The organism is Propionibacterium acidifaciens DSM 21887, assembly GCF_000426605.1.
Taxonomy (GTDB): Bacteria; Actinomycetota; Actinomycetes; order Propionibacteriales; family Propionibacteriaceae; genus Propionibacterium; species Propionibacterium acidifaciens.
In genome coordinates, this window is the sequence record NZ_AUFR01000027.1 from 12,349 (window position 1) to 24,174 (window position 11,826).

Below are 11,826 nucleotides of genomic sequence, written 5' to 3' on the forward strand. Positions count from 1 at the left end.
GGGCCCGTGCCGTCCACCACGGGCCCGGAGCGGCAGCCCGCCCGGCTCCTCCGCGTCTGCCGGCGCAGTGCCGACCGCGGGCCCGCAGGGGCGGCGAGGGCGCGCAGGGGGGAGGAGACGACCCGCCCATCGGCGCCGGGTGCTGGCGCGGAGCGCTCGCTCAAGGCGAGACTGATCCTGCGGGGAACAACCACCGGTCCCCGCCGGTTAACCTGTGAGAACCGCGAAGTGAGGAAACGAGGGGCATGGAATGAGCGGCGAGCTGATCGACACCTCCCAGATGTATCTGCGCACCGTCTTCGAACTGGAGGAGGCCGACATCGAGCCGAGGCGCGCACGCATCGTCGACCGGCTCCACCAGGCCGGTCCCACGGTCTCCCAGACCGTCGCGAGGATGGAGCGCTACGGCCTCATGAGGCTGACCGAGGAACGCACCATCGAGCTCACCAGGGCCGGCTTCGAGGAGGCGCGCGACGTCATGCGCCACCACCGACTGGCGGAGTGCTTCCTCGTCGACGTGCTCGGACTCGACTACGCGCTCGCCCACGAGGAGGCCTGCCGCTGGGAGCACGTCATGAGCGACGCCGCCGCCGAACGCATGGCCGTGTACCTCGGCAACCCCGAGACCAGCCCGTACGGCACCCCGATCCCCGCGGCGAACGCCCGCAAGGTGCACCGCCTCGCCGACCACGGCCAGGAGCTGAGGACCGCCGCGGCCGCCGGATTGGACGAGGTCGTCTTCGTCATGGTCGACGAGCACCCGCAGACCGATCCGTGCTTCATGGCCGAGCTCGACGCCTCCCTGATCCGCCCCGGCTCGGTCGTGACCCTCACTGCGCAGGGCGAGGACCTCGTGCTCACCGGCGAGGACGGCCGGCACTCGGTGCGCGTCCCCGCCGAGTACACGGGCTCGTTGCGCGTCAGGGCCCGCCACTGACCGGGGCCCGGACGCCCGACGGGAATACCCCGGTGACCGGGCATGTTCTACAGGCGTCAGCGCCTCGGCGGAAGCGAGGCGCCTCTTCGTGGAAAGGACGACCATGGCCACCACCGCACTGAGCGAGGCCACCTTCGAGAGCACCGTGACCGGCAACAGCATCGTGCTCGTGGACTTCTGGGCCGACTGGTGCGGCCCCTGCAAGCGTTTCGGCCCGATCTTCGAGGCGGCCAGCGACAAGAACGAGGACATCGTCTTCGGCAAGGTCGACACCGAGGCGGCGCAGGAGCTGGCGGCGCAGCTCCAGATCCAGGCCATCCCCACCCTCATGGCCTTCAAGAACGGCAAACTGCTGTACCGCAACGCCGGTGCCCTCAACGCCTCTCAGCTCGACGGCCTCATCGCGCAGGTCCGCGAGTACGAGGGCCAGGAGGGTCAGGAGAAGACCTCCGGGCAGGCCTGAGCCCCGACCCCGTGCATGCGTCCCGCGGACGTCCGGTGAGGGACGTCCGCGGGACGTCGTGGGTGGTTGGTTTCGGGGCGCGTCTGCGCTCCGCTTCGGCGGCCCCGAAAGGATTCGAACCTTCGACACGCGGTTTAGGAAACCGCTGCTCTATCCCCTGAGCTACGGGGCCTCATCATTCAGCCTAGCCGCACTGACCGGGGCGGGACAAAAGGATCCCGGTGCCGCCCGGCGGGCCGGACGGCGGCGCGCCCCGGAGGGGCCGGAGGGGGGCATCGCGGGGGAACCGCTTTTCATAAACACTTCCTGAGGATTTCTCTCAGCTCCTTGTCTTGCGCCCAGCCGGTCATATCATCGCTGATGAAGGCGGCGCCTTGCTGTTGTAGGTCTCCTGGGGGTGGGCAGACGGCTTCGGCTCCTCAGCAGGCGTCGTCTTCTTCCGCCCCTCGTTCCCCCCTCCCGTTCGCCGGTCCCGGCCCGGGCGTCCACCAGCGGGGCCATGAGCACGACGGTCCGGCTCTGGCTAGGCTGAGGGCATGAGCGAGCAGGGACTTCAGCAGGCCAGGCGGAAGATGACCGACGCAGGCGTCGGCCCCACGGCCATCGACGTGTTCAGTCACTACTACGAGCGGGTCGCCTCGGGCGCCACCGGCCTGATCAGCGAGGATTCCATCCGGCCGGTCGGCGAGGTCCCGGCCCTCGACGACATCGGCGTCGACGAGCAGCAGGCCCGTGAGGCCCTCGACAGGACCGTCTTCATCAAGCTGAACGGCGGGCTCGGCACCTCGATGGGTCTGGCCCGGGCCAAGTCCCTCCTCGAGGTGCGCGACGGCAGCACATTCCTCGACATCCTCGTCCGACAGGCGCTGTCGGCGCGCCGCAGGTACGGTGCGCGCCTGCCGCTGCTGCTCATGGACTCCTTCAACACCCACGAGGACACCCTCGCCGCCCTGGCGAAGCACCCCGGGCTCCCCGTCGACGGCCTGCCGCTCGACTTCCTGCAGAGCAAGGAGCCCAAGCTCCTGGCGAGCGATCTCACGCCGGTCGAATGGCCCGCGGACCCCTCGCTCGAATGGTGCCCGCCGGGGCACGGCGACATCTACGCGTCCCTCCATGACAGCGGTCTGCTCGACCGGTTGCTCGCGGCGGGCTACCGCTACGCCACGGTCTCCAACTCCGACAATCTCGGTGCGATCCCCGATGCGAGGATTGCCGGCTGGTTCGCCGCCACCGGCGCCCCCTGGTGCTCCGAGGTCTGCGAACGCACGCCCAACGATCGCAAGGGCGGCCACCTGGCCGTCCGCAGGGTCGACGGCCGGCTCATCCTGCGCGACACCGCGCAGACCGCCGAGGCGGACATGCGGTTCTTCACCGACGAGACGGTGCACCGCTACTTCAACACCAACAACCTGTGGTGGAACCTCGAGGCCCTCAGGGCCAAGCTCGACGAGACCGGAGGGGTCCTCGGCCTGCCGCTCATCCGCAACACCAAGACCGTCGACCCGACCGACCCCGGGAGCCCCGCCGTCATCCAGGTGGAGAGCGCCATGGGCGCGGCCATCGAGCTGTTCGACGACGCCAGGGTCCTCAAGGTCGGCCGGGACCGCTTCGTGCCGGTCAAGAAGACCAACGAGCTGCTCCTGCTGCGCTCGGACGTCTACGAGATCGGCGACGACGGCGTGCTCAGGGCGCGGGTGGGGCGCATCCCCGGCATCGACCTCGGCCCCGCGTACACCTTCGTGGACGAGTTCGACCGGCGCGTCCCCCACCCGGTGCACCTGCGCGAGGCGAACTCGCTGACGGTCACCGGCGACTGGAGCTTCGGCTCCGACGTCCGGGTGGTCGGCGACGTCGTGCTCGGCGCCGAGGGGGGCACCGTTCCTGACGGGGCGGTGCTGCGGGCGCGATGAGCGCGGTTCCCCGGCTCGTGATCGCCGCCGCCCACGCCCTGGGCGGCGCTGATGCCGCACGCGCCATGGCCCGCGGCGCCGACACGCCCGATGAGCTCGTCTCGCGCCTGCACGAGGCCGGCTGGACGGCCGGGCGGCTGCGCGCCTTCCGCGATGCCTGCCGCGCCGAGGGCGGACGCTGGCCCCTGGCCGTGTCCGACGACATCCGGGCGGGGATCGGCCCCGCCCAGCTGCACGCCTGGGTCGGCCGGTGCGAGGCGCTGCTGGCCCTCGACGCGGTCGAGGCCGGCGTGCGGGACCATTCCCGCCCGCTCGACCGTGAAGACCTGCGCCTCATGGCCGAGCGGCCGCCGCATCACGGCTCGGTCGGCTGAGCGCCGGAGGTCGTTCCGCGACTCCGCTCGGCCATGAGGCGCGAGGGTTCGGGCCCCGAGGCGATCGGGGCCAGCGGACCATCGGGAGAACTCCTCGTCGGGCGCTGCGGGACGGCGACCCGGGGACCCTCCCGATGGTCCGGACTTCCGGGCTCAGGCCTGGACGTCACCGGCGGAGCGCTCGGCGCCCCTCTTCCCGGCGAGCAGGTCGCGGATCTCGGTGAGCAGGTCGGCCTCGGTCGGGGGGATGCCCTCGTCCTCCTGACCCTTCTTCCTGCGGGCCTCAAGAGCGTTCATCGGCTTGACGATCGCGAAGTAGACCACTGCGGCCACCATGAGGAACGAGATGAGTGCGGTGAGGAAGGTGCCGACCGGGATGCCGCCCGGGGCCCAGTTGTCGAAGTTCGGCTCCCTGCCGCCCAGCACCAGGGCGATGAGGCTCAGGATGACATTGGTGAACGTGCTCACGACCGCGGCGAACGCGGTGCCGATGATGAAGGCGACGGCAGTCTGGATCAGATTGCCGCGCATGATGAACTCTTTGAAACCCTTCATGGTTCTCCTCGTGGGATGACTGGAATGGGGATGGATCGGGACGGGAATGGACATGGCGTGATGAGGATGCCTTCGAGAGGAAGGTGCTCACCCGGGTCCCAACGCCGTGGGGGAGCGGGTTGTTCCCAATCCCCTGAGTCTAGAGGGGCCCGGCATCGGGCCGGGCCCCTCGCCCGAGTGATGACATCACGACAGTCGACAAGGGTATTCGTTGCCCGCGAGGAGGGCCGCCCCCATCCTTGCCAGGGTACCTCCCCTGCCGTGCCGAGCTGCGCGCCACGTGGGGAGGACCGGCCCCGTCCCCGTCAGGGTGCCTCCAGGATGATGCCCATCTCGTACGAGGACGAGGCCGCGGCCAGCAGCGCCGCCTGGTCGGCGTCCGCCGTGACGACGACCAGGGCGCCGCTCGACCCGGAGCCGCCGATCGCGCCGGCCTCGGCCGGGGCCGGCAGCGCCGCGATGCGCACGCGGTCGACGACCGGGACCGACTGGCCGTCCGGGCCGAGGGTCACGACCGAGATGAGATCGCCCACCTCGAGGATCGACGCGATGGCCGCGTCGGTGATGCGGAAGGGCACGAGCGACAGGCCGTCGGAGGCGGACACGAGGGACGAGCTCACGACGTCCTCGTTCAGGAGCGTCGCCCCGCCCGGGCGGGGCGCGGCGAGGAGCTGCCCGACGATCTGGGCCGGATCGGTCAGCGCCGAGGCCGGCACCGCGCCCACGGGCAGCTCGGCGGTCGTCACGTCGTCGGCGCCGACGACGACGCCCGCCGCCAGATCGCGGGCGCTGACGACCACCGTGCGCGTCGGCCCGGAACCGGGGGACAGGGCGGCCAGGGCGAGGACCAGGGCGCAGGCGGCCGCGACGACGGCGAGGCCGCGGCGGTGCCAGCGCACCGCCCGCAGGACGGAGGAGATCCAGCTGCTGACGTTCATGCCCGCAGTGTGCTCGCGGGCCGCCCCGGACGATCAGTTGTCCACAGGTCTTCTCCGGGCGGGATCCGGAACGGGCCCCGGCGGAGCCGGTCCGGGCCGTGCAGGGCCCGAGCCCTGGGAACACGTCCTCGGCGTCTGCGCATCGGGCCGGTCCGGGCCCGTGTCGGGTCTCAGGCGGCGGAGTCGCCCGGGGCCGAGCCCGTCGCGACGGTCGAGCCGGCCTTCGCGGCGCCCGTCTCGGAGCCCGACCCGTCCGACGAGCCGCCGGACTCCGCGTCGTGGTGGGAGGCCGCGGGGACGGCGGCCGAGGCGGCGCCGTGCGAGCGGTTGTCGGTGGCGTAGAAGCCGGAGCCCTTGAAGACCACGCCGACGGCGCTGTACACCTTGCGAAGACGACCCCTGCAGCTGGGGCAGACGGTGAGGGGATCGTCCGTGAACTTCTGGAAGACCTCGAGCTCATTGCCGCAGGCGTTGCACTGGTACTGATAGGTGGGCATGTGCTCCCTCGTCCTCACAGCCCGGCAGGGTGCGCGGGCCGCAGGTCATTCTACGTGCGCGCCCGCGGCGGTCGAAGCCGTTCGTCGCAGAGCGGGACCCGCGGGCCCGACGGTCACGGACCCGGCGTGGCCACGGCGCGGGTGCTCGTGATGATGCCGTCCACCGGGCGGTCGTGCGGCTCGCGCGGCATCCGGTCGGCGACCTCGTCGTCGTTGACCAGGGCCCAGCAGGGCGTCCCGGGCCGGACGTGCCGCAGGGCCCGGTCGTACCAGCCGCCGCCGGCGCCGACGCGGCTGCCGTCCAGCCCCACCCCGAGCGCCGGGACGAGGACCAGGTCGGCCTGCGCGAGTGCCCGTGCCGGAAGGGCCTCGCCGGTCGGATCGGGGATCGACCACAGGCCGGGCGCGAGGGCCTCCGGGCCCTCGTACCAGGCCCAGGCGACGTCGTGGCGGGGCCTCCCGTCGGGGAGCCCGCCGAGGACGGGCGCGAGCACCCGGTGGCCCCCGGCGCGCAGGGACTCGACCAGCCCCAGCGTGCCCGGCTCCTCGGCCGTGGACAGATAGCAGGCGATCACCGAGCCGGGTGCCAGAAGCTCGTCGACCAGCGCGAGCGCCCGCGCCGCACGGGCCCCGTCGGCGGCCAGACGCCGGGCCTCCGGCGCCGCGCTGCGCGCCCTGCGGACGGCCCTGCGGACCGCCTCCTTGCGTCCGGCCACGTCGTCCCCGGCGGCGATCGCGTCGAGGGGGGAGCGCCGCGCGGTGGGTCCGTCCGGATCGAGCTGCGACATGCACATATCGTAAGAGGCATGGCACTGTTCGGTCGCAGCAAGAAGCCCGTGACGGTGGAACCGTCCCGGCCCGACCCGGCGCAGCTGGCGCCCCCGCCCGCGCCGGGCCCGCACGGGACGCGCACGGTCGAGGGCCAGCGCGACTGGATCTGCTCGATGCTCGAACCGCTCATGCCCTTCGGCATGAGGCTCCTCGACGCCGCCGGGCTCAGCCTGTGCGAGAACCTGACCGCCGACGGCGACCTGCCGGCCCTGCCCGAGGCTGCCTGCGACGGCTATGCGGTGATCTCGGTCGACGTGCGCGACGTCGATCCTGGGACCGGCGTCGTCCTCACGGTCGCCGCCGACGTGCACGAGGAGGCCTCGGCCGTGCCGGTGCTCGTCGGTCACCCCATGCCCCCGGGCGCCGACGCCGTCGTGCCGCTCGACGCGGCCGTCGTCGACAGCGGGAGGCTCCTCGTCGACCACTCGGTCGACGCCGGCGACAACGTCCGCCAGGTCGGTTCCGACGTCGCCGACGGCGCCGTCATCGCCGCGCCCGGCACGATGCTGGACGAACGGCTGCTCGGCCTCATCGGCGGTGCCGGCTTCGACAAGGTGCTGTGCCGCCCGCGCCCGCGCGTCGTCGTCCTGTCGCTGCGCGAGGGCGGCCCGACCAGCCAGGCCTTCGAGGTGGCGGCTCGGCAGCACCGCGACGCCGCCTCGTTCATGGTGGCCTCGGCGGCCCGCGCCGACGGCGCCCAGGTGTGGCGCGAGAACTCCGACGCCCAGGACGCGGACTCCGTCGCGGAGGCCGTCACCGACCAGCTCATCCGCGCCGATCTGCTCATCACCGTCGGCGGCGTCGAGAGGGGCGCCGACGGTCTGCTCGCCGAGGCTCTCGACGGGCTCGGCCCGATCGACTTCTCGACGGTCGCCCTGCACCCCGGACCGGGCCAGGGCTTCGGTCTCATCGGCGCGGACCGGGTGCCGGTCCTCATGCTCGGCTCCGATCCCGCGAGCGCCTACACCGGCTACGTGGCCTTCGGCGGTCCCATGATCCGCGTGCTCATGGGCGCCGGCGCCGGCGGCGTCGCCGCCCGGGTGCGGCTCGACGCGCCGGTGAGCGGCAGCAGCGGCTTCTGCGAGTACATCCCCGCATGGGTCACCATCGGGCCAGAGGGCCCGCATGCGCTGCCGATGACCGAGCGGCTCGGCGACCTCGGCGTCATCGCCCGCTGCAACGGCCTCCTCGTGCTCGACGAGGGCGTCTCGTCCGCGCGGCACGGCGACCACCTCGACTGCCTGGTGCTCGGCCCCCGGTGAACGGGCCGTCCGTCCCGCCGGTGGCGACCGCTCGGGTGAGCAGCACCATGGTCGCCGGCCCCTCGTGGCCGGTGATCCTCCACCACGACGGGCTCGTGCTGCGTCCGCTGCGCGCCCGGGACGCCGGACGGTGGGCCGAGCTGCGCACCGCCAACCGCGACTGGACCGGCCCGTGGGACTCGACCCTGCCGCCCGGCTCCGGCGAGGAACCGCTCGACTTCCCCCGACTCGTCCGCCGCTATCGGCGGCTGGGGCGTGAGGGATCGGCCCTCGGCTGGGCCCTCGCGCTGAGCGAGGACGGCCGGACCGGCGGGCGCGTCCTCGGCAGGGCCCCGATGATCGGTCAGGTCACCGTGGCCGGCATCACCCGCGGCGCGGCCCAGCTCGCCTCGATCGGCTACTGGGTCGACGAGCGCCACGCCGGGCGCGGTCACACCCCGAGGGCCGTGGCCATGGCCGCCGACTTCTGCTTCGACGTCGTCGGCCTGCACCGCCTCGAGATCTGCATCTGCCCCGAGAACGGGCCGAGTCACCGCGTCGTCGCCAAGCTCGGCTGGCGCTACGAGGGGCTGCGGCCGCGCTATCTGCACATCGCCGGCCACTGGTGCGACCACGACGTCTACGTGCGGACTGCCGAGGAGCGCCCGCCGCACGGGGAGCTGGCCCGGCTGCTCTCCCGCGCCGGTCGACCCTCTGACAAGCCATGATGATGAACCCCGAGTCGTCCCTGTGAGGGTTTTCACAGGGACCCGAAAACGGACCGGCGGCGTGTGCGGGCGACCGTCGGAGCCGTGAGGCCCTAGCTTGTCTCACATGGGTCTGACGGGGTTGATCTGGCTGGCGATCGTCGCCGGCTGGTTGGCGTACCTCGTCCCGCGCTTCGTGCTGCACCGCGACCCGCGCCTGAGCGTGCACGAGGCCGGCGTGGGCGACTTCACCGAGTCGATGCGCGTCGTGCGGCGCGGCAGGGACGGCCGGGCCGGCGAGCCCATCGATCCGGCGCTCCAGATCTCCACGCCGCTCCAGCGCGACGCCGTCCTGTTCGAGGTGCGCCGCGCCGCGCAGATCGCGATGCGCCGGCGCCGTCTGGGCCTGGTCGGCTCGCTGGTCCTCATGGTCTCCTCGGTCGTCATCGCGGCGCTCACCTCGGCGCCCTGGTGGCTCTCGCTCGTCGGCGTGGCCCTGCTCGTCGTCTTCGTCGTGACGAGCCGCATCAGCGTGCGCACCGTCGACGCCATGATCGACGGGAAGCTCGACTCCGTCTGCCAGGACTGGCAGGAGGACACGGTCGCGGTCAACACCGTCGACCTCACCGGCGTGCACGACGAGGAGACCGAGATCTCCATCTCGCTCGAGCTGCCGGTGGCCTCGACGATCGGCTCGCTGTGGGAGCCGATCGCCGTGACGCCGCCCACCTACGTCTCGAAGCCGCTGGTGCCGCGCTCGGTGCGCACCATCGACCTGTCGGCCCCGGTGCCGCCGGTCGCGGCCCCGCAGGTGCCCGTCACCGCCGAGCCCCCGCAGGCCGAGGGCGACGAGGACCGCGGGCAGGACGAGCGCCGGCGCGCGGCGGGCGAGTGAGCCGCGGCGGCCCGGCGCGGGTGCGCTTGGACCCGGCCGGGCCGGGTGCTAAGCTCAACCCTGCTTCGGCGCCCCGTTCCGGGCGCGGCGGCAAGGGGCTATGGCGCAGCTGGTAGCGCGTCTCGTTCGCAATGAGAAGGTCGGGGGTTCGAATCCCCCTAGCTCCACGTACGTAGTGAAGATCGGAACTCGTCTCGCCTGTTTGGCGGGCGGAGCGTTCCAAACCGCGCCAGGCATGGCTTAGGCACTGGTGCGACGGTGGAGCTGCACCGAGGGTAGGTTCGGCAGAGAGAACCCACCGTCGAGGGCGATCACCTGTCCGGTGACGGACTGGGATCGCGAACTGAGCAGGTACGAGGCGAGGGGGACGATCTCAGTCGTGGTCCCCGGTCGTCCCATCGGGATGCGGGCGAGCCAGGACTGGAGGAAGGTCTCGTCAACGGCGTTGGCCAGCCGGGTCCGGATCAGCCCCGGCGCTACGGTGTTGATGCGGCTGCCCTGGGCTGCCATGGTCAGGGCCATGGTCCGGGTGAAGTGGTCCATCGCCGCCTTGGAGGTCCCGTAGGCCTGCAGGTGCGGCACCATCGCCCGAGAGCCGCCGACCGAGCTGATGCCTACGATCGACCCGCTGGTCCCAGTACCACGCCACCGCTCCCAGAGGGTCTGAGCGGCCTCTGCGTAGGGGAGGAAGTTGATGCTCATGCACCGGTCCAGCGTTGCCCGCGTGGGCTCATCCCGGGAGGTCAGCGCGAAGACTCCGGCAGCGTGGACCAGTCCGCCGATCGGGCCGAGCTCCTCCCATGCGTGTTCGACGACGGCGCGGGCCGCGCCTGGGGTGCCGAGGTCCACGGAGTACAGCTGTCCGGACCCACCCGCGGCGCGGATCTGGTCCAGCTGCTCGCCGAGTTCCTTCTCCCGGCGGGCTGCGAGGATCACCTCGGCTCCGCGGGCTGCCCATGCTGTGGCGATGGCTGCGCCGATGCCGCTGCTCGCTCCGAGGACGAGGACACGAGCGGGATCAGAAGAACGAGCAGGATCAGAAGGAACGGTGCGGTGGGAGGGCAACGTGGAGATGGAGGCTGCTGGGGCGATCCAGTGGAGTCCGAGGCCGCCGTCGACGCGCAGCTCTTGGCCCACGCAGTACGTGTTCCTCGGGTGCAGGAGAGCCAGGACGGCCTCGGCGACCGCGCCCGCCGAGAGCCCGGCTGCGCCGCGGCTGCACGCCTGAACGCGGCGGACGAGCATGGGCTCGTGCCCGAGCAGGGTGGAGGCGCCAACGGAGATCCGGTTCAGCAAGACCCCGGACGTCGCTAGCCGGGCAGTCCGGTGCGGCCAGTGGCGCAGGACGTCCTCACGTGTTCGACGCGTGTCGCCTACCAGTGCCTCAGCAGCGATCTCGTCGGCCTCGGTGATGACCACCGCGCGGCCGCCACCGTTCTGCGCCAGTGCTGCGAGGTGCTCATCAAAGCGGGGGTCCAGGTCGGCCGCCGAACCAGCCAGCACGAGGACGAGCGCGGGTGCCGCAAGCTCGCTCGCGCGCGGGGCGAGGCACGACACGAGGGCGTCGGCGAGCGGCCCCGAGCCCACCAGCTGGACAGCTTCGTCGATGTACCGCGAGGGGGGAGCGGCTGTGGGAGACATCTCAGAGCGACCCTGCGTCGACATCCAGGACGTGGCCGGTCATGGCGCTGGAGGCCGGGCCCAGCAAGAAGAGCGCGGCCTGAGCCACCTCGTCCGGCTCGACCATCTTGCGCAGTGCGGTGGACGCCACCGCACTGCGCAGGTAACGCTCCCAGGTCAGGGACTCCGGTCCGTGATGCTTGCGCAGGCTGGCCATGAACTGTCCCCCGTAGAGGCTCTCGTCGGTGACGCTGGGGGCCCTGGTCAGCCCAGGGGCGAGCGCGTTGACGCGGACGCCTGCGGGCCCTGCCTCCAGGGCCAGCGCCTCGGTGAGGCCACGTAGGCCGAATCGAGCAGCGCAGTAGGCAGTGTTCGCCGGCAGGGCGCGTCGACCGGCCACGGATGACATGAGCACGATAGAGCCGCGTCCGAGGTCGAGCAGAGCGGGTAGGACGGTCCGGCACACGCGGAATGCGCCATTGAGGTTGATGTCGATGGAGGCGGTCCATGACTCCTCCGTCTGGTCGCACAGGAAGACCTGGTCGCGTCCGCTGCCAGCGGCGTGCACGATGAGCTCGGGCGGTCCCCACCGGGCGCAGAGCGTGCTGTGCGCCTGCTTGAGGGAGGCCATACTCGTCACATCTCCGGCGATAGGCAGGACTTCCCAGCCCTGCTGCTCGGCTGAGCTCGCCAGATCGATCAGCTTGTCCTCTCGTCGGGCCAGAATCCCCACCCGACACCCGGCGGCTGCGAGGTGGCGGCTGATGGTTGCTCCTATACCGCTGCTGGCACCGGTGACCAGCGCGGTCCTGCCACGGAAGAACGGGGGCTCCGGTGAAGTGAGCATGATGGTCTCCT

Annotated in this window: 13 protein-coding genes and 2 tRNA genes; 8 read left to right on the top strand and 7 right to left on the bottom strand. The window is 72.0% G+C overall.

Translation table 11 applies throughout. The features are described from left to right. The first annotated feature begins 250 nt into the window (after nt 1-250). Together K336_RS0109520 and trxA are read left to right on the top strand one after the other, a co-directional pair. On the top strand, nt 251-937 hold the full coding sequence (locus K336_RS0109520; RefSeq protein ID WP_028706901.1) for a metal-dependent transcriptional regulator: 687 nt from the start codon (nt 251-253) through the stop codon (nt 935-937). A gap of 103 nt (nt 938-1,040) precedes the next feature. Beyond that, entirely contained in the window at nt 1,041-1,400 is a 360-nt protein-coding gene (gene trxA, locus K336_RS0109525) for a thioredoxin (RefSeq protein ID WP_021796898.1), read from the top strand. 99 nt (nt 1,401-1,499) lie between these two features. Here the strand turns inward: trxA and K336_RS0109530 are convergent. Then, nucleotides 1,500-1,572, bottom strand: a tRNA-Arg gene (locus K336_RS0109530). A gap of 364 nt (nt 1,573-1,936) precedes the next feature. Between K336_RS0109530 and K336_RS0109535 the strand changes: the two genes are divergently transcribed. Both K336_RS0109535 and K336_RS0109540 read left to right on the top strand, forming a co-directional pair. Next, nucleotides 1,937-3,310 carry a UTP--glucose-1-phosphate uridylyltransferase gene (locus K336_RS0109535; protein WP_021796895.1) on the top strand — a complete coding sequence of 458 codons (1,374 nt, stop codon included), beginning with the start codon at nt 1,937-1,939 and terminating at the stop codon, nt 3,308-3,310. After that, the gene (locus tag K336_RS0109540; RefSeq protein WP_123825933.1) at nt 3,307-3,684 is read left to right on the top strand and encodes a hypothetical protein; all 378 of its coding nucleotides are present in this window, start codon (nt 3,307-3,309) and stop codon (nt 3,682-3,684) included. Before K336_RS0109535 ends, K336_RS0109540 begins: the two co-directional genes overlap by 4 nt. Nucleotides 3,685-3,837: 153 nt before the next feature. Here K336_RS0109540 and mscL read toward each other — a convergent pair whose 3' ends face one another. From mscL to K336_RS0109560, 4 genes are all read right to left on the bottom strand, one after another. Then, nucleotides 3,838-4,239: a large conductance mechanosensitive channel protein MscL gene (gene mscL, locus K336_RS15745; RefSeq protein WP_021796897.1), complete on the bottom strand. Its 402-nt coding sequence runs from the start codon at nt 4,237-4,239 to the stop codon at nt 3,838-3,840. Nucleotides 4,240-4,544: 305 nt separating this feature from the next. Then, nucleotides 4,545-5,177 carry an SAF domain-containing protein gene (locus K336_RS0109550; RefSeq protein ID WP_028706902.1) on the bottom strand — a complete coding sequence of 211 codons (633 nt, stop codon included), beginning with the start codon at nt 5,175-5,177 and terminating at the stop codon, nt 4,545-4,547. Between the two features lie 170 nt (nt 5,178-5,347). Then, a complete protein-coding gene (locus K336_RS0109555; RefSeq protein ID WP_021796892.1) occupies nt 5,348-5,674 on the bottom strand; it encodes an FmdB family zinc ribbon protein in 327 nt (108 codons plus the stop codon). Nucleotides 5,675-5,787: 113 nt separating this feature from the next. Beyond that, complete coding sequence (locus K336_RS0109560) at nt 5,788-6,462, bottom strand: 5-formyltetrahydrofolate cyclo-ligase (protein ID WP_081660743.1); 675 nt, start codon at nt 6,460-6,462, stop codon at nt 5,788-5,790. 18 nt (nt 6,463-6,480) lie between these two features. Here K336_RS0109560 and K336_RS0109565 point away from each other — a divergent pair, with 18 nt between their 5' ends. From K336_RS0109565 to K336_RS0109580, 4 genes are all read left to right on the top strand, one after another. After that, the gene (locus K336_RS0109565; RefSeq protein WP_028706904.1) at nt 6,481-7,767 is read left to right on the top strand and encodes a molybdopterin-binding protein; all 1,287 of its coding nucleotides are present in this window, start codon (nt 6,481-6,483) and stop codon (nt 7,765-7,767) included. Nucleotides 7,768-7,802: 35 nt separating this feature from the next. Then, entirely contained in the window at nt 7,803-8,474 is a 672-nt protein-coding gene (locus K336_RS0109570) for a GNAT family N-acetyltransferase (protein WP_211223483.1), read from the top strand. 106 nt (nt 8,475-8,580) lie between these two features. After that, nucleotides 8,581-9,348 (top strand): hypothetical protein, encoded by a 768-nt coding sequence (locus tag K336_RS17110; RefSeq protein WP_123825929.1) that lies wholly within the window; start codon nt 8,581-8,583, stop codon nt 9,346-9,348. Between the two features lie 94 nt (nt 9,349-9,442). Beyond that, nucleotides 9,443-9,515, top strand: a tRNA-Ala gene (locus K336_RS0109580). A gap of 73 nt (nt 9,516-9,588) precedes the next feature. On the opposite strand, the gene K336_RS0109585 is transcribed toward K336_RS0109580, so the two are convergent. Continuing rightward, the gene (locus tag K336_RS0109585) at nt 9,589-10,989 is read right to left on the bottom strand and encodes an SDR family NAD(P)-dependent oxidoreductase (protein ID WP_162142594.1); all 1,401 of its coding nucleotides are present in this window, start codon (nt 10,987-10,989) and stop codon (nt 9,589-9,591) included. 1 nt (nt 10,990) lies between these two features. Then, complete coding sequence (locus K336_RS0109590; RefSeq protein ID WP_028706907.1) at nt 10,991-11,815, bottom strand: SDR family NAD(P)-dependent oxidoreductase; 825 nt, start codon at nt 11,813-11,815, stop codon at nt 10,991-10,993. Nucleotides 11,816-11,826 lie beyond the last annotated feature (11 nt).